General features: G+C 51.6%; 27 protein-coding genes. 15 read left to right on the top strand and 12 right to left on the bottom strand.

All coding sequences use genetic code 11. The features are described from left to right. The first annotated feature begins 40 nt into the window (after positions 1 to 40). On the top strand, positions 41 to 922 hold the full coding sequence (locus tag NGAR_RS12790; RefSeq protein WP_015020178.1) for a hypothetical protein: 882 nt from the start codon (positions 41 to 43) through the stop codon (positions 920 to 922). Here the strand turns inward: NGAR_RS12790 and asnB are convergent. From asnB to NGAR_RS12770, 5 genes are all read right to left on the bottom strand, one after another. Further along, positions 915 to 2,588 carry an asparagine synthase (glutamine-hydrolyzing) gene (asnB, locus tag NGAR_RS12785; RefSeq protein ID WP_015020177.1) on the bottom strand — a complete coding sequence of 558 codons (1,674 nt, stop codon included), beginning with the start codon at positions 2,586 to 2,588 and terminating at the stop codon, positions 915 to 917. The genes NGAR_RS12790 and asnB overlap by 8 nt on opposite strands. A gap of 97 nt (positions 2,589 to 2,685) precedes the next feature. Further along, positions 2,686 to 3,336 carry an HAD family hydrolase gene (locus tag NGAR_RS12780; RefSeq protein WP_015020176.1) on the bottom strand — a complete coding sequence of 217 codons (651 nt, stop codon included), beginning with the start codon at positions 3,334 to 3,336 and terminating at the stop codon, positions 2,686 to 2,688. A 10-nt stretch (positions 3,337 to 3,346) separates the two neighbouring features. Next, positions 3,347 to 4,525 carry a mannosyl-3-phosphoglycerate synthase gene (mpgS, locus tag NGAR_RS12775; protein WP_148681441.1) on the bottom strand — a complete coding sequence of 393 codons (1,179 nt, stop codon included), beginning with the start codon at positions 4,523 to 4,525 and terminating at the stop codon, positions 3,347 to 3,349. Between the two features lie 69 nt (positions 4,526 to 4,594). Then, positions 4,595 to 4,750 (bottom strand): hypothetical protein, encoded by a 156-nt coding sequence (locus tag NGAR_RS17770; RefSeq protein WP_187147501.1) that lies wholly within the window; start codon positions 4,748 to 4,750, stop codon positions 4,595 to 4,597. Continuing rightward, positions 4,732 to 5,100, bottom strand: coding sequence for a hypothetical protein (locus NGAR_RS12770; RefSeq protein ID WP_015020174.1), 369 nt, complete (start codon positions 5,098 to 5,100; stop codon positions 4,732 to 4,734). The genes NGAR_RS17770 and NGAR_RS12770 overlap by 19 nt, the downstream gene beginning before the upstream one ends. 70 nt (positions 5,101 to 5,170) lie before the next feature. Here NGAR_RS12770 and NGAR_RS12765 point away from each other — a divergent pair, with 70 nt between their 5' ends. Beyond that, positions 5,171 to 5,356 (top strand): hypothetical protein, encoded by a 186-nt coding sequence (locus tag NGAR_RS12765; protein ID WP_148681440.1) that lies wholly within the window; start codon positions 5,171 to 5,173, stop codon positions 5,354 to 5,356. A 100-nt stretch (positions 5,357 to 5,456) separates the two neighbouring features. Here the strand turns inward: NGAR_RS12765 and NGAR_RS12760 are convergent, their stop codons facing one another. Then, complete coding sequence (locus NGAR_RS12760; RefSeq protein ID WP_015020172.1) at positions 5,457 to 5,891, bottom strand: type II toxin-antitoxin system RatA family toxin; 435 nt, start codon at positions 5,889 to 5,891, stop codon at positions 5,457 to 5,459. Between the two features lie 219 nt (positions 5,892 to 6,110). Here NGAR_RS12760 and NGAR_RS12755 point away from each other — a divergent pair, with 219 nt between their 5' ends. The 3 genes from NGAR_RS12755 to NGAR_RS12745 all read left to right on the top strand — a co-directional run bounded on the left by NGAR_RS12755 (position 6,111) and on the right by NGAR_RS12745 (position 7,142). Continuing rightward, on the top strand, positions 6,111 to 6,341 hold the full coding sequence (locus NGAR_RS12755) for a hypothetical protein (protein WP_148681439.1): 231 nt from the start codon (positions 6,111 to 6,113) through the stop codon (positions 6,339 to 6,341). 165 nt (positions 6,342 to 6,506) lie between these two features. Next, positions 6,507 to 6,707, top strand: a complete 201-nt coding sequence (locus NGAR_RS12750; protein WP_148681438.1) for a hypothetical protein — start codon at positions 6,507 to 6,509, stop codon at positions 6,705 to 6,707. Positions 6,708 to 6,959: 252 nt separating this feature from the next. Then, positions 6,960 to 7,142, top strand: a complete 183-nt coding sequence (locus NGAR_RS12745; RefSeq protein ID WP_015020170.1) for a hypothetical protein — start codon at positions 6,960 to 6,962, stop codon at positions 7,140 to 7,142. A 474-nt stretch (positions 7,143 to 7,616) separates the two neighbouring features. On the opposite strand, the gene NGAR_RS12740 is transcribed toward NGAR_RS12745, so the two are convergent. Beyond that, positions 7,617 to 9,818, bottom strand: a complete 2,202-nt coding sequence (locus tag NGAR_RS12740) for an elongation factor EF-2 (RefSeq protein WP_015020168.1) — start codon at positions 9,816 to 9,818, stop codon at positions 7,617 to 7,619. A gap of 83 nt (positions 9,819 to 9,901) precedes the next feature. Between NGAR_RS12740 and NGAR_RS12735 the strand changes: the two genes are divergently transcribed. Continuing rightward, positions 9,902 to 10,741, top strand: a complete 840-nt coding sequence (locus NGAR_RS12735; RefSeq protein WP_015020167.1) for a menaquinone biosynthesis family protein — start codon at positions 9,902 to 9,904, stop codon at positions 10,739 to 10,741. Here NGAR_RS12735 and NGAR_RS12730 read toward each other — a convergent pair whose 3' ends face one another. The 3 genes from NGAR_RS12730 to NGAR_RS12720 form a co-directional block, all read right to left on the bottom strand. Further along, positions 10,742 to 11,992 carry a S1C family serine protease gene (locus NGAR_RS12730; protein ID WP_015020166.1) on the bottom strand — a complete coding sequence of 417 codons (1,251 nt, stop codon included), beginning with the start codon at positions 11,990 to 11,992 and terminating at the stop codon, positions 10,742 to 10,744. It abuts the gene before it with no gap. Between the two features lie 134 nt (positions 11,993 to 12,126). Next, a complete protein-coding gene (locus NGAR_RS12725) occupies positions 12,127 to 12,462 on the bottom strand; it encodes a hypothetical protein (protein WP_015020165.1) in 336 nt (111 codons plus the stop codon). Positions 12,463 to 12,850: 388 nt separating this feature from the next. Next, complete coding sequence (locus NGAR_RS12720; protein ID WP_015020163.1) at positions 12,851 to 13,960, bottom strand: radical SAM protein; 1,110 nt, start codon at positions 13,958 to 13,960, stop codon at positions 12,851 to 12,853. A gap of 82 nt (positions 13,961 to 14,042) precedes the next feature. Between NGAR_RS12720 and mqnC the strand changes: the two genes are divergently transcribed. Then, positions 14,043 to 15,167, top strand: coding sequence for a cyclic dehypoxanthinyl futalosine synthase (gene mqnC, locus NGAR_RS12715; protein ID WP_015020162.1), 1,125 nt, complete (start codon positions 14,043 to 14,045; stop codon positions 15,165 to 15,167). Here mqnC and NGAR_RS12710 read toward each other — a convergent pair. Then, positions 15,154 to 16,608 (bottom strand): menaquinone biosynthesis decarboxylase, encoded by a 1,455-nt coding sequence (locus NGAR_RS12710; RefSeq protein ID WP_015020161.1) that lies wholly within the window; start codon positions 16,606 to 16,608, stop codon positions 15,154 to 15,156. The two genes, mqnC and NGAR_RS12710, sit on opposite strands and share 14 nt — an antisense overlap. A gap of 90 nt (positions 16,609 to 16,698) precedes the next feature. On the opposite strand from NGAR_RS12710, the gene NGAR_RS12705 reads away from it, so the two are divergent. The 6 genes from NGAR_RS12705 (at position 16,699) to NGAR_RS12685 (ending at position 18,429) form a co-directional block, all read left to right on the top strand. After that, positions 16,699 to 16,998 carry a hypothetical protein gene (locus tag NGAR_RS12705; protein WP_015020160.1) on the top strand — a complete coding sequence of 100 codons (300 nt, stop codon included), beginning with the start codon at positions 16,699 to 16,701 and terminating at the stop codon, positions 16,996 to 16,998. A gap of 30 nt (positions 16,999 to 17,028) precedes the next feature. Next, a complete protein-coding gene (locus NGAR_RS12700; protein WP_148681437.1) occupies positions 17,029 to 17,226 on the top strand; it encodes a hypothetical protein in 198 nt (65 codons plus the stop codon). Between the two features lie 226 nt (positions 17,227 to 17,452). Next, entirely contained in the window at positions 17,453 to 17,707 is a 255-nt protein-coding gene (locus tag NGAR_RS12695) for a hypothetical protein (RefSeq protein ID WP_015020159.1), read from the top strand. A 92-nt stretch (positions 17,708 to 17,799) separates the two neighbouring features. Further along, positions 17,800 to 17,949: a hypothetical protein gene (locus NGAR_RS17765; RefSeq protein WP_187147499.1), complete on the top strand. Its 150-nt coding sequence runs from the start codon at positions 17,800 to 17,802 to the stop codon at positions 17,947 to 17,949. Next, the gene (locus NGAR_RS12690; protein ID WP_015020158.1) at positions 17,942 to 18,214 is read left to right on the top strand and encodes a P-loop NTPase family protein; all 273 of its coding nucleotides are present in this window, start codon (positions 17,942 to 17,944) and stop codon (positions 18,212 to 18,214) included. Before NGAR_RS17765 ends, NGAR_RS12690 begins: the two co-directional genes overlap by 8 nt. Positions 18,215 to 18,219: 5 nt before the next feature. Next, positions 18,220 to 18,429: a hypothetical protein gene (locus tag NGAR_RS12685; RefSeq protein WP_015020157.1), complete on the top strand. Its 210-nt coding sequence runs from the start codon at positions 18,220 to 18,222 to the stop codon at positions 18,427 to 18,429. Here the strand turns inward: NGAR_RS12685 and NGAR_RS12680 are convergent. Then, positions 18,419 to 18,841, bottom strand: a complete 423-nt coding sequence (locus tag NGAR_RS12680; RefSeq protein ID WP_015020156.1) for a hypothetical protein — start codon at positions 18,839 to 18,841, stop codon at positions 18,419 to 18,421. The genes NGAR_RS12685 and NGAR_RS12680 overlap by 11 nt on opposite strands. 85 nt (positions 18,842 to 18,926) lie before the next feature. Between NGAR_RS12680 and NGAR_RS12675 the strand changes: the two genes are divergently transcribed. Both NGAR_RS12675 and NGAR_RS12670 read left to right on the top strand, forming a co-directional pair. Further along, entirely contained in the window at positions 18,927 to 19,316 is a 390-nt protein-coding gene (locus NGAR_RS12675; RefSeq protein ID WP_015020155.1) for a 30S ribosomal protein S24e, read from the top strand. Between the two features lie 2 nt (positions 19,317 to 19,318). After that, entirely contained in the window at positions 19,319 to 19,528 is a 210-nt protein-coding gene (locus NGAR_RS12670) for a 30S ribosomal protein S27ae (RefSeq protein ID WP_015020154.1), read from the top strand. The last annotated feature ends 6 nt before the right edge of the window (positions 19,529 to 19,534 follow it).

The following is a 19,534-nucleotide window of genomic DNA, read 5'->3' as shown; positions in this document are numbered from 1 at the left end:
CCAAGAATTAAGGGTTTATCAGAATCCGATAGGATTTAATTTGCAGTCGGCCGATCCTGTTCTGGTCACATCAGGCATGGACGAGAAGCGCTGGCAGGGCTTGAGAGAAAGCGGCTTTAGGATCTTTTTTGTAGGACTCTTCTCGCTCGTTATTGCTTTCATAGTATACTCGCGGCTCACTGTGCCTTCCGCAGACCCTCTGGCCGTGCAGGCGCAGCAGCTGAGCAACCTTGCATACGCTGTCCTTGCAATAACTGCAGCTTCAATGGCGTCAATGCTGTATGGCGTATACACAATCTTTCGCGCGGAACAAATGCGCACCGCGGGAAGCGACAGCCTGATCTCGTTTATCACCGGCGCGTTTGCCAACAGGACATACTGGAAGATAATGGCGGTCGCGGCAATAGGCTACGGGGTCTTTTTCGGCTTTTTATCTCAGATACTGGTCTACCGGCCGGACGTATCGCTCACAGAAAGGGGAGTCGAAGTGTCGTCAGTTGACCTGACTCTCTGCTGCGCAGCCCCCGGCTACATGCCAATGTTCACCGTCTACATTACCGACCACTTTTTGATATTGATAATTCCGCTAAACGTGATACTGGCCACCGTCGTTTCTGGGCTGGTCGGCTTTAACGTGGCCCTCAGCATCTTTGCCTACAGGCTAAAGAAAGCAATGCGCGCCACCACGTCGCTTGCAGGCGGAGTGGGCGCGACATGTGGGCTCTTTGTCGGGTGCCCGACGTGTGCCGGCAGCCTCTTTTCTGCCCTTATCGGAGTTGGCGTCGCAGGGGCAGGAACAAGCGCAAGCGTGCTGGCGCCGTTTCAGACATTGTTTATCGCCGCAAGCATCCCTGCTCTAGTAATAGCTCCCTTCCTGATCGCAAGGAGCATAAGGTCGGTCTCAAACTGCAGGCTTACTTGACCTTGGCCACGACCTCGAACTGCGGCAGCCTCTTTGATATGCTGTCAAGATACATCTGGACGTGCGGCTCTGCTGTCCATATCTTCTCGTCGCCAAAGAGGTAGCCGTACCTCTGCGAGCTCCCTATCTTCTCTCGCTGCCTGAGCGCGGCGATATAGCTTGCCGGGACTGACGAGTCGTCAAAGCCGTGCTTTCTTGCAATGGCGCCAATGACATCGTGCATGCCAGAGCCGTGCTGCGCCGCCTCCTTGACGCGGTAGGCGATGTCTTTTGGAATCCCCAAGCTCTGTGCAAGCCTGCGGTGGACGTGCTTGCCAAAAGTGTCATGCCCTCCCTTTACGTTCAGCCGGAGCTCGGTTGCCAGCGCGACCCTAATGACCTCGGTGTCTAAGAAAGGCTCACGCAGCTCAATGCTGTGTGCCATCGTTATCTTGTCCTCCCGTTCAAGCGTCTCCTTGTATAGCAAAAGCAGATCCTCAACCATGCGTTCCCGCAGCTTCTTGTAGCCTTCCTTTTCAACCACCTTGGGGTACCACGAGTAGCCACCGAACAGCTCGTCCGCGCCCTGCCCGGTGAGCATCACCCTTATGTCATCTTCATGAGCAAGCTTGACTGCGCTGTAGACTGGCAGCGCCACTTCGACCTGCCCGGCGTTTGCGTCTTCGATCACATTGATCACTTCGGGTACCAGCTTTTCTACTGCATCTTGGTCAAGCTCGGCCACCTTTAGCTTCAGGTCGAGCCTCTCGGCGATCTGGCGTGCATAGGCGATGTCATGAGAGCCCTTGACACCGCCAGTGTAGCATACCACTTCGGGCACCATCTTGGCTGCCAAGTATGCGACAAGGACGCTGTCGATGCCGCCAGAAAATATTATTCCTATCCTTTGAAAGTCCTGCGTGCGCTTTTCCATCGATTCAATAAGTGCCTTTCTGTACCCTTCCACCGCGGATTTCATGGTCCTATGCACTATCCTGACTTTTGGCGGGATCGGGTCGGCCACGTGGAAGCTTTCAAGCTGGCCGTCTGATGATACTACAGTCGCGCTGCCCGGCAGTATGGACCTTGTCGGCTCGGACATCCCGATCCTCCAGAGTGCCTTGCGCTCTGATGCAAAGGCGACAAACCTGCCGTTGTCTGCGTAGTACAGCTGCCGCACTCCTATCCTATCCCTGACAAGTGCCGTCTTGCCAGTCTTTATGTCCTGAATTGCAAGCGCGTACACTCCGTCAAGCTCTGCAACTGTACGCTTGATCGCGCCGATCAGGCTGTTCCTGCGAAGATGATCTTCAAGGAGGTGGACAATGACTTCGCTATCAGTCGTCGTTGAAAACTTGTGGCGCTTTTCCAGCTTTTTCCTTATCTTCTTGTAGTTGTATATCTCGCCGTTGTGCTCCAGAACAAGCCGGCCGTCGCAGCTGCTAAATGGCTGCGCGCCACACGTGCCGCCAACTATTGCAAGGCGCGTGTGCCCAAGAGCACTCTTGCCGCTCATCTTCTGGAACTGTGGCCGCATCGTGGCAATAGAGTTTGACTTGATGATGTGTCCATCGGCAACCAGCCCAGCCCCGTCCGGGCCGCGGTTAATCATGCATAAGAGCATCGAGCCTACAAGCGGCACGACGTTCTCACCATTTTTGCTCACAATACCTGCTATCCCACACATATTTTCCTCTAACCAAATTTCAAAAGCCAAGCCTTGCCGTAGGTGGCAGATAGCTTGACTTAACCGACTTAACTACCCATTAATGGTTTTTAAACATTTATGCAGCAAATTCTAATACTTTTAGGAGATCGGACTCCTGTACGATTTTGTCAGCTGCCTTTGCTATTTCGCTATCCTTTGGCATGAACACGACCCCTACTCCAGCGCGCCTTATCATGCAAATGTCAGACTTGGTATCGCCGACTGCTAGTGTGGCTTGTATTGGTACGCCGAACTGCCGCGCAGCTTTTTCCAAGTGGTAGCGCTTGCACACCGAAATTTTGCAAAAGCAGCCGATCTTCTCCCACCCAAGCGGCATCTTGACCTTGCCAGTGATCTTGCCGTTTTCCATTTGGAGCTCGTTTGCCGACACAAAGTCCAGCTGCAGCCTGTCCGCGACAGCGCTTGCGGCAACAGTGTAGCTGTCGCTTATTATCCCTATCTTGTAGTAGCCCCTTTCTCTTAATGCCGCAACGGTCCGCTCGCAGTTCTTTGTAAGCGGTATCGACTCTATCGCATCTAGCAGGTCCTTTTTTGTCAGGCCGGCAAAGAGCGCGGCTATAGCTTTTGTCTGCTCGTGCCCCAGCATGCCCTCTGACTGTTGTATAGCCCTGACCTTGTCTGATAGGTCGAACCTATCTGCTAGCGCAAAGACCAGTCGACCCTGTATGAGCGTGCCATCCATGTCAAACCCTGCAAGCTTTGGCATCAACAATCTATTACTGTGCGTATGTAGAAGCCTTGCTTAGAACTTTTGCAAATTGCCGTATGTCGATGTCCTTGAAAGGGTCTATCTTGACCGGCGCAGGCGGCTCCTGCTGGCCTTCTTCCAACATGTTCCTTGTGCGCAGGCTCTCCAGTATCTTTTCGCGAAGCTTTGGCGGGCATATCTTGCTGTGGTATATCGATCCCATAGATGCCACCACCATCTCCTTCAGGTGGTCCTCGCCCTTGTCCTCGTGAAAGTGAGGGTTGCGGGTCTCGACCTGCATCACCTCCACTCCTTTGTCCATCGCGTCCTGATATGAAGTTGGGATGATGCCGCCAAACTCCTCAAGCACGTTCACTATTTCATACGGCTCTATAGAATAGCCGGACGAAAACGTCAGGAGCTCTGCCAGCTTGAGCGACATGCAGTGTTCGCCCGAGTTGCCGGTGCGCATTACCTCGGTCTCAAAGCCGGTGTAGTACGATATGAGCGAGTTCAGGTGCTGGTTCGTCAGCTCTGACACCCGCCCCCACTTGCTAAAGTAAAGGCCGGTCTCTGACATTTTTGGCTTGTAGATCCACGACACCCTGACCATGGTATAAGGAGTCTTGGACATGGCTATGCCGGAGGCGAAAATCTTGACATACTCGTTGACTGCGCCGGGGACATAGTTGTCCGCGTCAATGAATCCTACATATTCTTTGCCGGCCATCTTGGCAAGCAGCATGCCAAGGACCATCCCTTCCGCCTTGCCGCTCCTTACCACCCCGTCGGGCCCAAGCATGCTGGTGTATCCCACTTCATTGAGCGCTTCTGACAGGCCGGGGTCGCGCTGATGCAGGATCAACGCGTTGCGCCCTACAAACTTGTTGAACTGCTGGAGCGCGTCCTTTTCCAGCATGTACCTGTCCACCGGCTGGCGGGGGCTGTTTGACACGATTATGACAAGGCAGTCGTGCGGCACCCCGCTGAGCACCCCTTCGAGCAGCCTGAGCCGTTCGCCCTTGATTGGGATCACTATGGCCATCTTTCTCTCGATCTCGGAGATCTGCTCGTTTCCAACCTTCATGAGTGTCTCTGACATTGACTTGCCATCGTCAAAGCCCGAGTCCAGCTCGTAGACCCGCTGCACCCCATGCAGGCTCGTAGCTCCAAACCTTTCAGTGTACCTTGGCAGGTCCAGTTTCATTGTTGTTGCATTAGAAAAGACGTTCTGATTGTTTATAATTATTAGCAACTTTCACTGTACTAGTCTCTGCTAGACCACAACAGTGATTTCTTTGATCACAACATTGTGCAGAATCGGGGTGCATGTCATGCAGACGATTGGAAAGAACCTGACCGTATAGGTGCCCGGCTTGTCCGGCGTCCAAGACACCCCGGCCGTTATTGTTATTATCTTCTGCCCGCCCAAGTCCTCTGAAGAAAGAGTCTGCTGCCGAGATGTGTAGTATGACCTTGCTCGTCCTTGACCTCAAAGATAGCCGTCTGCAAGTTTTCAGGGTATTGGAAGCAGTCCATAAATACAGATCCCTCAATCAACAGTTGTGTCCCTGCGGTTGCCTGGCTGATGATGACATTGCCAGCCCGATCCTTGACAAACAGATCAGGAGCAATCACGGGGCCGTCGCACCGCTCATTGACAATTATCGTTGTTTCTGCGACCTTGTTCATGACGGCGGTAGCATTTGCAGCAAAAGCTGGGAACAGGATGATAGCCGCTGCCAGCACACTAACTATAGTGTGAACTGCCAGCCTTGGCAATAAGACCTGCTTGGCCTAGCAAAAATAAAAGCATTGTGCATTCTTAGTCCATTATCAGTAATTGTTTATAATGTCTGCCAGTCAGTCTCTTGCTGTGCAGGACAGAAAGTATCACAAGAAAAAGGCTTTAGTGGAAAAGTTCATCAAGAAATCCGGCAAGATCGACCATTCTGTCATACTAAACAACGTTGATGTAGATTATGACACGCTCATGAGGATACTGTCGGACTTGCGCAGCGAAGGGCGTATCAAATAATAAATCCAGCCACAGCTGCTAATAATCAAACCAGAATAATGCACTTTTTTAGCACAAAACGCGCGCTGCATTAACGCGCATTTTTTCAGTGATGTCGTGTTTAGACAGCGTTGCAGAACTGCGCCATCATGCGCTCAAGGCCGCCCTTTATCCTGCCTTTGGCAAAGACTCCTAGCACAGAGCCTAGCTTGCCCAGCTTTAGGTCCAAGTCCACAGACACCCTTGTTGTTGTCCCGCCGGCATCATCCGGCTCGAACGTTATTTCTACCACCGTCCCTTTAGTGTCACCTTCTATAACTTCGCTCCTCAGACGCCGGCTTGGGTCTATCTCATGTCGTGTAATCTGGTGAATCTCTCTGCCGGCATACACGATGGTTTCCTTGACAGTCACAATGTTGTTGCCTGTCCGTTCAAGCACCTGCAGCGATTTGTACCTGTCCGGCAACCTGGAAGGCAGCCTTTCAAAGTCGGTGATAATTGAGAATATCTTGTCCTGCGGTGCGTCGATCGTCTTGAATATCTGCACTCTGACCATATGTCAGAACTGACAAGGCAGTTTTTAAACCCACTTTGATGATGATGGATATGTGTAGTGGCCTGTTACTTCCAGCTTTTTACAAGAACACGGGGCGGTAACAGAATAATAAAAAATGAGCATTAGTGATTTGTCGCTGCAACTGGATCTGGCTGCGGCCCAGATCGTTACAAGCGTGTTTGGGAGCGGCATTGTTTGCGATCAGCATAGGCATCCAGCTTGACCGTTCCGCCGGTGGTAAAGGACATGATAGATCAGGTCATGATAAGCCAGCTGATAGTGTCTGAGATCCAGTACGATATCGTGCAACAGGCCCTTGATAACTATATCGTCCTTTTGGCAGGCATCGGGGGAATACTGATCATAATTGGAACCGCCTATGGGTCTGCAAAAATAAACAGGATATGCAAGAAGATCAACAAGGCTGCAAAGAACATCGAAAGCGTCTAGCCAGCACGTTATGGCGCAAGGCAGAGACTAACTAGTATCTACCCTTGCCTTGTGTTTTAGGATCGTTTGTTGTCATTTTTATCTCCAGACACCTGTCTAGTAATCTCAATTGCCCTTAGGATCTCGATGGAGTTCTTGCGCAAGCCGGCAAAAACAGCTGAAGACATGGCAAAGCAGCTGGCACCTGCCGAAGAACACAAAGAAAATGAGGATACTTTCATCCAGAACACAAGAAGTATTTCTCTGCTCCAAAGATCTGAGCCGCAGAGGGTACTGAAGGAACTACTACCCTTTTCTACTTCTTTTATGAAGCTCGTCATTATTTTTTACTCTAGGTCATCCTGGCCGCTGGCTGAAACATGGTAGCCAAGGGCAGGCGATCATATAACACCTGTGGAACATCGGTGTGTGTATGTCCTTTTTTATACAAACTAACCCTTTTCTTCATGCCCTCATGCTGATTGAGATTGTACCTCAAGGCAGCCGTGACCTCAAATGATAAGCAGATTTGTCAATCGTGAGAAGGCGGTAAGAAGTACGGCGTTGTCTTTTGCCGTGGTGGGTACAATAATGCACGGGCTCAACATCATGCACGCAACGAATTCCACAGTAAGCTAGGTGTGGTCCATCGTAGCGATAATCGGCTTCTTCCTTACAGTGTCGAACTTTGTGAACAAGCAGTCGTTATTTGAAACAGGCAAAAGGTGGCACAGCAGGCAGGGCAACCATCCCCAGAATAATGCAAATCATGCGACGGCCAAGAACGACGTGTTTTGGAGGGAAAAGTTATACAAATGGTAAAAGCACCTCGCGCGGAAATAGGAAAAGTTTGCGCCCCCATCATGCCGATAATGAACGAGATAGAAGAATCGTTATTGTCCTTGGATCTTATGAGCTTGGCGTCCGCGTCTATGAAATATTTTGATACCTTGTAGGTAAAGGCAATCGCAGTCTCCAAAGAAAAAACTGCTTCCTGAAAGAAGCACGATATTTCTTGATTCTGCGGCCCACTGCTCAGTGAGCCTATCGATGTTTTCCTTGCTTACCAGTTCAAAGAGCACGCCAAGCATCTTTTTGAGCACTGCCACCGGCTTAAACGATTTGTAGAATCGTTCACCCTTGTGTACTACTAATTGCATTGTGCAATATACGTACTGAAAAAGAGCTTCGCGAACGATTGTGTTTTTCGAAGAAAAGGGAGCTCTGGTCTCCTCGCCTACATACTAATGTAGAGACGGCACAAAAATGAGCATAGGGAGGAGGGATTTTGTCTTTTTACTCCTTGTCTATGAACTCGTCTGGCGATGGTGGCTCGGGGTTGAGTCCCTTCCTCTTCCTCACGTCTCCAACCAGCGTCCGAAATATCGAGTTTGGAACTGGCTGCCATGCCTTGAAGTAAGTGTTCCACAGCGCCTTGCCTGCTGTCGCTCCCCTCATCTTCTCTGACAGGTCGAACGTTTCAGAAGCCGGCACTTCACCCTGCATGATTGCAATGATGCCCTTCTGCTCCACATTCAAGAGCTTGCCGCGCTTGCCTGACAGCACGCTTGACACTTGCCCTATCAGGTCTTGCGGGCACTTGATTTCTATTCCAAGTATCGGCTCTAGCAATACAGGATCTGCGATGAGCATCGAGCCCAGCATGGCCCTCCTTGTGGCCGGCATCAGCTGCGCAAGGCCCCTGTGCGCTGGGTCTTCGTGCGGCACAAAGTGGTGCAGGACGAATTTCACGCCCCTTACCTGCTCGTGGGCTATCGGCCCATTGCGGATTACGTCGTCAAAGCCTGAACGTATTGAGTCCATCGACTCTTGCAGGAACTGGACACCTTTTGTCTCGTCCACTAGCATGTTGCCGCTCACGTCGATCGCAGCCACGCTCCTCGCCTCGTCCGCGCTCCATCCCTTGTCCCTCAGGAGCTTGGCCATCTCCTTCTTGTCCATGTCCTCCTTTATCTTGCCCGTCCTGATCATTTCAAGGATGTCATCTGGCAGTGGCTCGACGCGCATGAATATCTTGTTGTGCTTGTTTGGAGACTTGCTCATTATGGGGCCGGCCTTTGCGCGGATGGTTTCGCGGTAGTTGATGAGCGGTTGAGTCGTCACGATTTCAAGCCCCTTTTCCTGCAGAAGGGAAGTTGCGATCTCTAGGTGCAGCACACCCATTCCTGCCATCAGTGTCTCGCCAGTCTCCTCGTTGATCTTTACAATGAGGTTCGGGTCTTCAACAGTGATGGTGCGCAAGCCCTCGACCAGCTTTGGCAGGTCCTTGGGGTGCTTTGGCTCGACTGCAATGGTTACCACAGGCTCCGACACGTACTTGATCGATTCAAACGCCTGCGCGCCTTTGACTGTAGATATCGTCTCACCTGCAATGGCATAGTCAAGCCCGAGCAGCGCCGGGATGTTGCCGGCAGGAAGTACGCTTACTATTTCTCTAGTGTTGCCCATGTAGATGTTGACCGACTGAACCCTGCCTGGCCTCTTTGCATCGATAAGGTAGACTTCATCGCCGTCCTTTATCGTGCCAGAGTAGAGCCTGCCGGTGGCGACTCTGCCGGCCTGTGGGTCGACGTTTATTGTGGTCACCATCATGAGCGCGGGGCCCTTTTCGTCGCAGGCCAAAAGCGCCTTTCCAATGTCAGAGTTAAGGTCGCCGGGCCAGATCTTGGGAATCCTGTACCTCTGCGCGACATGGGGCGGCGGGTGGTGTTCCACGACCATGCCGAGAACCGCGTCTGACAAAGGCGATCTTTCTGAAAGCGACTTGATGAGTGCTGGGTCGTTGCTTGTGTAAGCGTCATAGACGTCCTTGAAGTTGATGCCAGTCTTTTTGGCCATCTTGAAGTTAAAGCCCCACCTGTCCTTGGCAGAGCCAAAGGCCACGCTGTTGCCCTGTATGCTGACCTTCCACTTTTCCTTAACCTCCGGCTCGGCGTAAATGTCGACTAGCTGGTTAAAGTGGCTGATGATGTTCATAAGCCACTTTTGCATCTCCTCTGGACCCAGCTTTAGCTCCTTGACCAGCCTGTCTATCTTGTTAATGTAAAGCACGGGCCTTACGCGCTCCTCTAGGGCCTGCCTCGTGACGGTCTCTGTCTGGGTCATGATGCCCTCTACAGAGTCCGATACTACAACCACGCCGTCGATCGCGCGCAGTGCGCGTGTCACCCTGCCGGTAAAGTCGATGTGGCCGGGCGTATCTATCATGTTGATGACGTATTCCTTGCCGTCTGTTTCATAGAACAGCGTGACGTTAGCTCCCCTGATTGTCATCTGGCGATTCTGCTCGAGCTTCATAGAGTCGAGCGCCAGAGCCTGGCCTGCGACAGACGGGGAAATGATTCCCGATGCGGCAAGCAGGCTGTCACTCATGGTCGTCTTGCCGTGGTCTACGTGGGCAATGACGCCAAAGTTGCGTATTTGATCCTTGTTACCAATTATCCTCAATATGTCCTGAGTTGACTTGAACTTTGGCATGCTTCAATCGAAAAAAGTTTTGAGCAGGACTATTAAATGTTGCCAAGAATTAATAGTGGCAGGAAGGAACCCGGAGACGACATATGGAGATAACACTAGGTCACACGCCGGACGCGGACGACGCGTTCATGTTCTACGGCATCGCATCAGGCAAAGTCAGGTCTGGCTTTGCAGTAAAGCACGTGATCCAAGACATTGAAACGCTCAACCGCCGTGCGCTCAAACACGAGCTGGATGTGACTGCAGTATCTGCCCACGCTTACGCTTACTTGAACGATTATGTCATACTAAAGAGCGGCGGGAGCTTTGGGCTCAACTACGGCCCAATAGTCATTACAAAAAAAGGCAGCAGCAAGGTGACGACACCGGAGCAATTGCAAAAGGCGACGATCGCGATCCCGGGGAAAATGACCTCGGCCAACCTCTTGTTAAAACTGGCAATCGGGGGCAGGTTCAGGGAGATAGAGATGTCGTTTGAGGCAATACCAGACGCGGTCGCGACAGGCAAGGTAGATGCCGGCCTTGTGATCCACGAAGCGCAGATAACTTTTGACAAGACAAAGTTTGCTAGCGCGCTAGACCTTGGCCGCTGGTGGTCAGATAACATGGGCGGCCTGCCTGTTCCGCTTGGCATCAACGTGGCAAGCACCCGGACAATGAGCAAAAGCCAGATCACAGAATTCAGCGACATCTTTACAAAGTCAATCAAGTACGGCCTTGACAATATTGACGCCGCAGTTCGCTATGCAATGCAGTACGGGCGGGGCCAGCCAAAGGAAACTATAACGAAATTCGTGAAAATGTATGTCAACGAGCTGACGCTCAATATGGGCCGCAGCGGCAAGCAAGCGATCGAAAGAATGTTTGAAATTGCAAAAGAAAAGAAAATAATTGACGCAGACGTTGCAGTAAAAGTAGTCTAGCTAGCTCGTCTGCATCACAGGAAGCGGCCTTGCCTGGAGTGTCGCGGTAAGGTCCTTCGAGTGGCCGTCCCTGTACACCGTTATAGTCACCTTGTCTCCCACAGATGTGTGCTCTTCTATGTAAAAGAAGATGTCTTCGATTCTCTTGACCGCGTGCCAGTTGATCGCAGTTACAACGTCGCCCGCAGGAATGTCATTTCTGGTTGCGCCAATAATGCCTGCCTTGTCTGCCGGTCCCCTGGGTGCCACTGAGGCTATGGCCACGCCCTTGAAGTCCTTTGGCAGCTCCATCTTTTCTGCCAGATCCGGTGTCAGGCTTGTTCCAGCTATACCGAGCCACGGGTGGTCGTACTTGCCGTCCTGTATTAGGTGAGGCACAATGCGCGCCACTGCATTTGATGGGATTGCAAACCCGACGCCAGAGAATTCACCAGTGCTGGAACTGATAGCTGTGTTGACCCCTACCACGTTACCCTGCAAATCAAGCAGCGGACCTCCAGAGTTGCCGGGATTGATTGCGGCATCAGTCTGGATGACGTTTGGTATCGAGAATCCCATCTCCTCGTTTGGAAGTAGCCTGCCTACTTGGCTCACTATCCCTGTGGTCATGGTATCGCTCAGTCCAAACGGGTTCCCAATCGCGATCACCTGCTGGCCTACCTGCAGCTGCGAAGAGTCACCAAGCGAGAGAGGAGTTAGATGTTCGCTTGAAAAGTCGTCTGTTATCTGCAGCACAGCAATATCGCTGAAAGCATCTGTCGCCACAACCTTGGCAGAATACGTGTTGCCATCGATAAATGTGACGTCGACTGTCTTGGAGCCGTCGACAACGTGGTTGTTGGTTATGATCCTGCCTTGCGTGTCATAGACAAATCCAGAGCCAAGTCTGGTTGACTGCTGCTCAAGCGGATTTCCGTTGATTATTATGTTTGGGATGACTGTCTTGACACTGCTGGTTATCTGGACTACCGAGCCGCCGGCTTTCTTGAATACTTGATTCAGCGCCGCGCTTTCTGCGTCAAGGATTGCAGATGCATTGCTGCTAGAAACTGTTGTTGTACTTGCTGTACCTTTATTGCTACATTGCTGCGATTGTCCTGCATTTATGTTTGGTAATGTCTGCATCGCCGGGCTGACAAGCTGTCCCAAGGCCAGTCCGCCATCGCGCACCACTTGGATTGCAAGCGCGGAGGACAGAAGCGCTGAAATTATAGCAAGGATTGCTACCTGTTTCTGCACTGTCTTCTTCACCAATATGGCCTACGGGGGGAATTACAAATAACGTCTTGCTGAACTATGTTAATTGATCCTGCATCATAATATCGCTGAGCTTTTTGGAGCAGCTGTGTGCCACTCTATGTTCTGGATTTGCGAACTCCATATTATTACACGATTGGATATTCTTTCATTTTCTTATGCCCTGTCAGCATCTTGTGCTCATCAACTTCTTCGCCTAGGATAAATACGAGCCTGCAGTGCTCGCAGACATAAAACCTGTCTATCGCTTTTCCTTTTTTGCTTGTATCTGCATCCTGCTGCGTGTCGCTAATCTCCGATTCCAGCTCCCTTATTCTTTCTTCTACGGGCACCACATGATTCCAGATCGTCTCAAAGACGTACCACTGCTGCCTTATCATCGAATCAACATTGCTGTACACGCCGTCTATCGGTGGCTTTTCTTCTGAAATATCTGGAGATACCATGAATTCGCTATCGCTCAAGATAAAATTCCCTTTGACGCCTTCAAGGTGACGAAGCTCGTCTACATTTTCATTTGCCTTTTGCAGTATACGAAGTTCTCTCTCGTAACGTCGGTGATGTACCGCAGTTTTACTCCGCGCGCTCTGCAGCCCGCTTTGGTGCCTGCAGCGACTCTATGTCGGTTGTAAAAGTCAACGTATAAGAATTCAAGCAAGCAAGAACCTGAGACCTTGCGTTGTCAAAAAAGCTAGCCAAGTTTCTAAAAACCTGCTGCCGGTCGCATAGCAACTCTGTCCTTTGATCTGCTTTCTGATTTACCATTTTTTCATTCTTGTAATGTTAGAAACTCGATATTAGCCTAGATCTTTTTTGACAAAAAGAGCCATAGATAGCTGGCTGCTGTCTCCCCTAATCCAGTCTGCGAATGATATTAAAGAACGTGTCACGCTGAGCTGGGATGCGCTTGATCTCTTTGATCAGGCTTGCCAGCTCCTGTGTCGATGTGCCTGTCTCCTTGCCTGCCGCTTTGAATATCTCCTCAGAGAACGCAGTGCCGACCATGTCGTTCCCGCCGTATGAGAGCGCCACTTGGGCGACTTTTTTGCCAAGCGCCACCCAGTACACCGAAATGTTGTTCAGCACGTTTGCTAGCAACAATCGCGACACTGCTACCACGCGAAGATCGTAGGTTGATGGGCTTTCGGCAGTGACAAGCCCCTTTTGCTCAAGCTCAGTGTTTTCAAGACTGAATTTCAGTGGGATAAAAGTGGTAAAGCCCTTTGTCTTTTTGTGGAGGTCCCTTATCCTTATGACATGGTCAATGATGTGCTCTGGCTTTTCCACGTGTCCAAAGAGCATAGTGCAGTTGCTCCTTAACCCAAGCTCATGAGCTTGGCGCGCGGTATCAAGCCATTCTTCGCCGGAGCACTTGCCTATCACTATCTGCTTCCGGGTGTCCTTGTGAAAGATCTCCGCGCCGCCACCGGGAAGCGAATCGAGACCGGCTGCCTTGAGCCGGGAGAGCACTTCCTTGACAGAGTTCTTTGTAAGTCGTGCGATAAAGAATATCTCTGCTGGTGTGAACGCCTTTATCGTGACCTTTGGAAATTCCGCTTTTATGGCCTTCATCATCTTTTCATAATAGTCAAGCCCCAGCTTTGGGTGGAATCCTCCAACTATGTGCAGTTCAGTAGCGCCAAGCTGCCCTACCGCTATCTTGGAGCGGGCAACTATCTGCTCAGTCGACAGCGTATAGGCATCGTTTTCGTTGCCCTTTCTGTAGAACGCGCAGAGCGGGCAGCTGGCCGCGCAAACATTGGTATAGTTCAGGTAGTAAGACGCAACAAATGTGACAACATCGCCGCAAAGCTTTTGTCGGGCCTTGTCCGCAGCCGCTCCAAGGAGGAATAGGTTCTCCTCCTTCATTAGCTGGACGCCATCGCTGTACGACAGCTCCTCTCCGGCCAGAGCCTTCTCTAGCGCCGGCGTCCCGCCTGCCACGGTATCGCTCTTTTGCAACCGTGACTGTCTGCACCAGAGTTGGTTATAAATTGTAGTCAAAGAATAAATATCAATCAAAGCCCGTAAGCCATGTCCGCATTTGCAAAATAGACTGCTCTCTGACTTTCTGAAAAAGTCAGACATTAGCGACATTCTTGACAGCGCCCTGCAAGGGCGCAGACTTGGCCTCAACGACTGCATCAGGCTGATTAAATCTGACGATGTTTACTCGATGGGCCTTGTCGCAAACACTCTGAGACAAAGGCTTTACGGCGACACCATCACGTTCATCAACAACATCATCTTGAACTATACCAATGTTTGCATCACATTCTGCAAGTTCTGCGCGTTCTACCGCCCGCCGGGGCACGAAGAGTCGTACACGGTGCCGGTGGAAGACATTGTAAAGCGCGTGGCTACATCACGCGAGATGTTTGGCATAACGCAGGTCCTGATACAGGGCGGCCACAACCCGAACCTGAAGCTGGAATACTATGAAGACGCGTTCAGGGCGATCAAGCAAAAGTGCCCCGAGGTCGGGATAAACGGCCTCTCGCCTTCAGAGGTAGACATGATAGCCAGAGTCGAGCGGAGCAGCACAAAAGAGGTGCTTGCCCGGCTAAAGGCAGCTGGCATGGACACTTTTGCTGGAGGAGGCGCAGAGATATTGGAAGACAGAGTCAAGCAGGAGATCAGCCCGCTCAAGATAAAGAGCCACGAGTGGCTGCGAATAATGGAGGAGGCCCACCAGCTGGGCTTCAAGTCGGTAGCCACAATGATGTACGGCACTGTGGACACGGAAGAGGACCGCGCAAGACACATCATGAAGATAGCGCAGCTGCAGGAAAAGACAGGCGGTTTTCTGGTGTTTATCCCATGGAGCTTTGAGCCCAACAGGACAGAGATCCAGGCAGAGGGCAAGATCAAGTATCCTGCTGGTGGGTTGTTATTATTGAAAATGATCGCAATTGCAAGGATAATGTATTACGGCCTTATCCCGCACTTGCAGTCGTCTTGGCTCACAAACGGCATCGGGATGGCACAGCTAGCACTCAATCACGGTGCAGACGACTTTGGCGGCACACTCATTGGCGAGGAAGTGGTAAGCGCGACGGGCGCCCGCTCGACAGAGCTGACGTCAGACAGGATAATTGCCGCTATCAAGCAGGCAGGGTTCAGGGTCGCCGAGCGCGACAATTCGTACAAGATCATCAAGTACCATTAAAGTACTCGGGCCACTTTCTATCGACCAGCGCCTTTGTCTCTTCGTCGACCACTGCGAGCTCTTGGATTTCTCTCATGTAGCCTTCCTCCTTCCATTTTGTCGTAGCGTCGATGCCGAGCTTTGATCCCAGATTCACAAGCGGCGACGCCGGGTCGAGCGTGTCTGTAGGCGTGTTGTTAATGATGATGGTATCGCGCGCCGGGTCTGCCCGGGTGGTCACCGCCCATATCACGTCGTTCATGTCGTGCACGTTGATGTCGCTGTCGACTACTATGAACATCTTGGTCAGAGCCAGCTGCCCCATGCCCCAAAGCCCCATCATTACTTTTTTTGCCTGCCCGGGGTACTGCTTCTTTATAGACATTATCGCAAGGCCTTGGAACCAGCCGGCGGCCGGCATGGCAAAGTCGACCACCTCTGGGTGGAACATCTGGATGAGCGGGAGGAAGGAACGCTCGATTACCTTGCCGATGAAGGCGTCTTCTAGGATCGGCTTGCCCACCACGGTCGTGAGGTAGATTGGCCTGCTGCGCCTCATTATCCCTGTAAGCGTGAACGTGGGGAACGGCTCTGCCGGCGTGTAGTAGCCGGTGTGGTCGCCAAACGGCCCCTCCATCCTGATGTCGTTTGGATCGACGTACCCTTCAAGCACGATCTCTGCATTTGCAGGCACGTCGAGATCGACTGTCCTGCACTTTACCAGTTTGACCCCCTTCTTTCTGGTGATACCGGAGAATAGGTACTTGTCCATGCCTTCGGGCACAGGCGCCACTGCGCTGAAAACGGTTGCAGGGTCCGCGCCGACCACAATCGCGACTTCGATCTTTTTGCCCTGCTCCTTCATCATTTTGTAGTGCTGTGCGCCGCGCTTGTGCGTCTGCCAGTGCATTATCGCGTGCCTGTCATCTATTATCTGAATCCTATAGACGCCGAAATTGCGGATTTCAGTCTCAGGATGCTTTGTGACAGTAAGGCCAAAAGTGATGAAGCGCCCGGCGTCGCCGGCGAACGATTTCAAAACTGGCATCGAGTTGAGTGATGCCTTGTTGTCAGTTTCTACGACTTCATTGACAGGCCCATTGTCGACATACTTGGGGCCGTACTCGCTTATTTCCGACAGCTTGGGCAACATCTTTAGCTTGTTGAGCATGCCTGATGGCATCTTCATTTTCGTAAGCTCGGTGATGCGCCTTCCAATCTCGGTAAAGTCTTGGGTTTCAAGCGCAATTTCAAGCCTCTTCATGTTGCCAAACGCGTTGCCAAGGACCTGCATGCTCGAGCCCTCAACGTTCTCAAAGAGCACCGCAGGGCCGTCGGAATACATCAGCCGGCGCATGATCTCGGCTATCTCCAAGTTCGGGCTGACCTTCGCCTTGACCCGCTTAAGCTGTCCAGCCTGCTCCAGAGCTTCAATGTATTCGCCGAGGCTTTCAAAGGGCATGCATATACACACGCCAGCTACTCTGGATATGAAAAATATACCTTTGCATTGTTTCATAATCAGTAAATAGTCTTTGATGCCACGTGAAGCATGTCAGAACAAGACAGACAGTATGAGGAAGGCGCCGGAGGAACAGAAGTAGAAAGAAAAGATGATCCACTGAAGCAGTATAGAGAAAAGGAAGCAATGACTCCGGCCAAGATTAAGGAGCACGAGCCAACGGCTGTCAAGCGCGAAATGACCGAGGAAATAGTCGAGAAGGGACAGGAGGGGGGAAACCCTGAAGAGGCCAGAGAAATAGCAAGGAGCAAAGGGATGGCAAAGGGGACAGCTGGTGCTGCAGAAACCGGCGACCAGTACGAGCAGGGCGCTGCTGGAACAAACAAGTAAGCTGCCCTTTATTTTTACACTACCACCACCATGACTGCCGACAACAAGAAGAAATTCCCGGAAGTGCCAAAGGAGGCAATAGTCAGGCCTGAAGATGAAAAGCCTGCCAAGATGGAAGTAAAGCCTGAAGAAGTAGAGAGCAAGGACGAGGTTGAATACGAACAGCTAAAGTCTGCCGACCACGACATGGACAGTGACGACAACCCAGATCTAGATCCTGAAGTATAGTAATACTATAGTCAAATATGATGTCCCTATTTGCTATTCTAGCATACAAGAGTTTGCCAAGCAGGAAGAGATAGGTAGGACGCTGGCCTCAGATAAATTCCCAAACAACATGGATGGTTTTTGGTTTTCGATCCGCCAAGATATCATCCTAAACCCGTTCGACTTTGTCACGGTCAAGCATGTTTTTGACACATAGACAGTAGGGATTGCAAAGGAGCTCCGGGCTATGGACGAAGCCGGCGCGGCGGCCAAGGTGGCAGTGATGGCAAACACGGGAATTGAGAGCAGGCTTGGCAGGAATATCCCAATAGGCATGCCTGTTGGCGCAAACAAGCCGGTCAGGTTTGCAAAAGAAAAGGAAGTGATGTTTGCCCTCGGCATACCAGAGATGGAGAACCCTGTCCCTGCTGGCGTGATAGAGATGACAAACGGGCAGAGGGTGCCGGTGTCATTTGACATTTCCTACATCCTCCCATCCTGAACCATGTCTACTAGGCGTGGCCTCTAAGCGACAGGCACAGGCAGGTAAATACGCGGACAGACCTGTTTGAATTCAAGGGATAGCCGCAGGAGATGATCGCGCACAAGTCCACGCTGCTGCATTTCCTTGGGCACATCCAGCAGTTTTGCAGATCGCCGCTCTTCATAGACAGGAAAAAGACGAGCGTGTACCTTGTAAAGCAGATAAGCAGGATCAAGGCCCGGCGACGTTTTCGTGATTGACATTGCCATGATCCCGACGGTGAAAGAGCAGGGGTTCGTCATGGGCGACGTCATAAAGAGCGTCGATGAGCTCTGTGTTGCAAGGCAAGAGGCAGCAGAAGGCAAAAGGCCGCAGTATATCCTGATATTTATCGATGAAATAAACAGGTTCGTCCCGAGGCGGGGCGGCAGCAACAGCGCGTCTTCTTCGGTGGCAGAACAGATCGTGAGGATGGTCATAACGGGCAGGTCGAGGGGGACGATCCTGTTTTCGGGCAGCAGTTAAAAAGCATGGTGGACCCGGTGTTGCATGAAGGCACTGGCATGCACATAATGGCCAAGCTGGGGCAGTCAGAGCTTGCCACCCAGCCTTACTCTATGCTGGACGAAAGCACGAAAATGAACATCGTCCGGCTCAATAGAGGCGAGCTTGTGATAGTGCATCTGGCGTTCCGGCACCCAGTAAAGATCGTATTTCCAAAGGTGCAGTTCAAGGGTTAGTGCGGGTATGCTCTTCTAGGAACTTGCCCATGTTCTTGCGCACAAGCGGGATTATCTTTTTCATGATCACATTGTGCACGTTTTCTCCGTCGACGTCAAACGACAGCAAGAGCACATAGGATAGGCGGCTGTTTTCGTCTGCTATCGGGATGGTCGCCCTTATCAGTTTGGCATAGTGCGACATCGCATAGTTGATCCTGCCAAGCAGGTATTCCCATCGCAGGCGGGTATATTGGCGGGTCGCAGCCGTGATGGCGTACTGCGCCCTCTCCTCAGGGTTTAGCAGGGGCTTGAGGCCCTTCCTCTCAGCAGTGGCCATGAGCTTGCCGTCCTCGTCTGCAATGCCGGCAAACCTGATCGACTTGTCAAGCGTAATCACCTTGTCACAAAACTCTTGAAAGAATGGTTTCATCCAATCACACTCACCATGGACAGGGTATATTTGATTTTCGTACAAGCAAATACTTATATGAGTTACAGGAAGGATTCTGTCTGATTTGTCTGCTCAGGAAATTGTGACGCTGGAAGACCGCAGGAACTCGCTTTTGAACAGGCGCGAGGTAAAGGCGCTGTTCAAGGGAGCCGCCGGCAAGCTCAAAAAGACCGAGGCGGCGGAAAAGATGGCCGGCCAGCTCAATGTCGATAAAAAGCAGGTCATACCGATAAACCTCGTATGCCACACAGGCATGACCGACGTTCACGCCGTATTCTATGTCTATGACGACGAAAAGGAGGCGGCAAAGCAGCTCCCGCGCTACAGGTTACTGCGAACACTGCCAAAGGAAGAGAGAAAAAAGATAATAGATGAAGAAAAGGCGACCAAGCTCAAGGCCAAGCAGGAAGCGGCAGCTTCCAAGGGCGCCGCTGCTGGAGGTGCCAAGAAGTAATAATGGCTGACAAGAAGGCTCCTGCCAAGGGAGAAGTTGCAATATACAAGTTCTACAAGGTTTCAGGCGACAAGGTGACGAGGAGCAGGCGCGACTGCCCGAGATGCGGCAAGGGCACCTTCATGGCCGAGCACAAAGACAGGTTCACCTGCGGCAAGTGCGGCTTTACCGAATTTACTCACAAGGAAACCGCCAAGAAGGGCAAAAAGTAAGCAAAA

It is taken from the genome of Candidatus Nitrososphaera gargensis Ga9.2, from assembly GCF_000303155.1.
Classification (GTDB): Archaea; Thermoproteota; Nitrososphaeria; order Nitrososphaerales; family Nitrososphaeraceae; genus Nitrososphaera; species Nitrososphaera gargensis.
The sequence above is the reverse complement of the archived record's forward strand: the minus strand, read 5'-3'. Positions and strand labels throughout refer to the sequence as shown.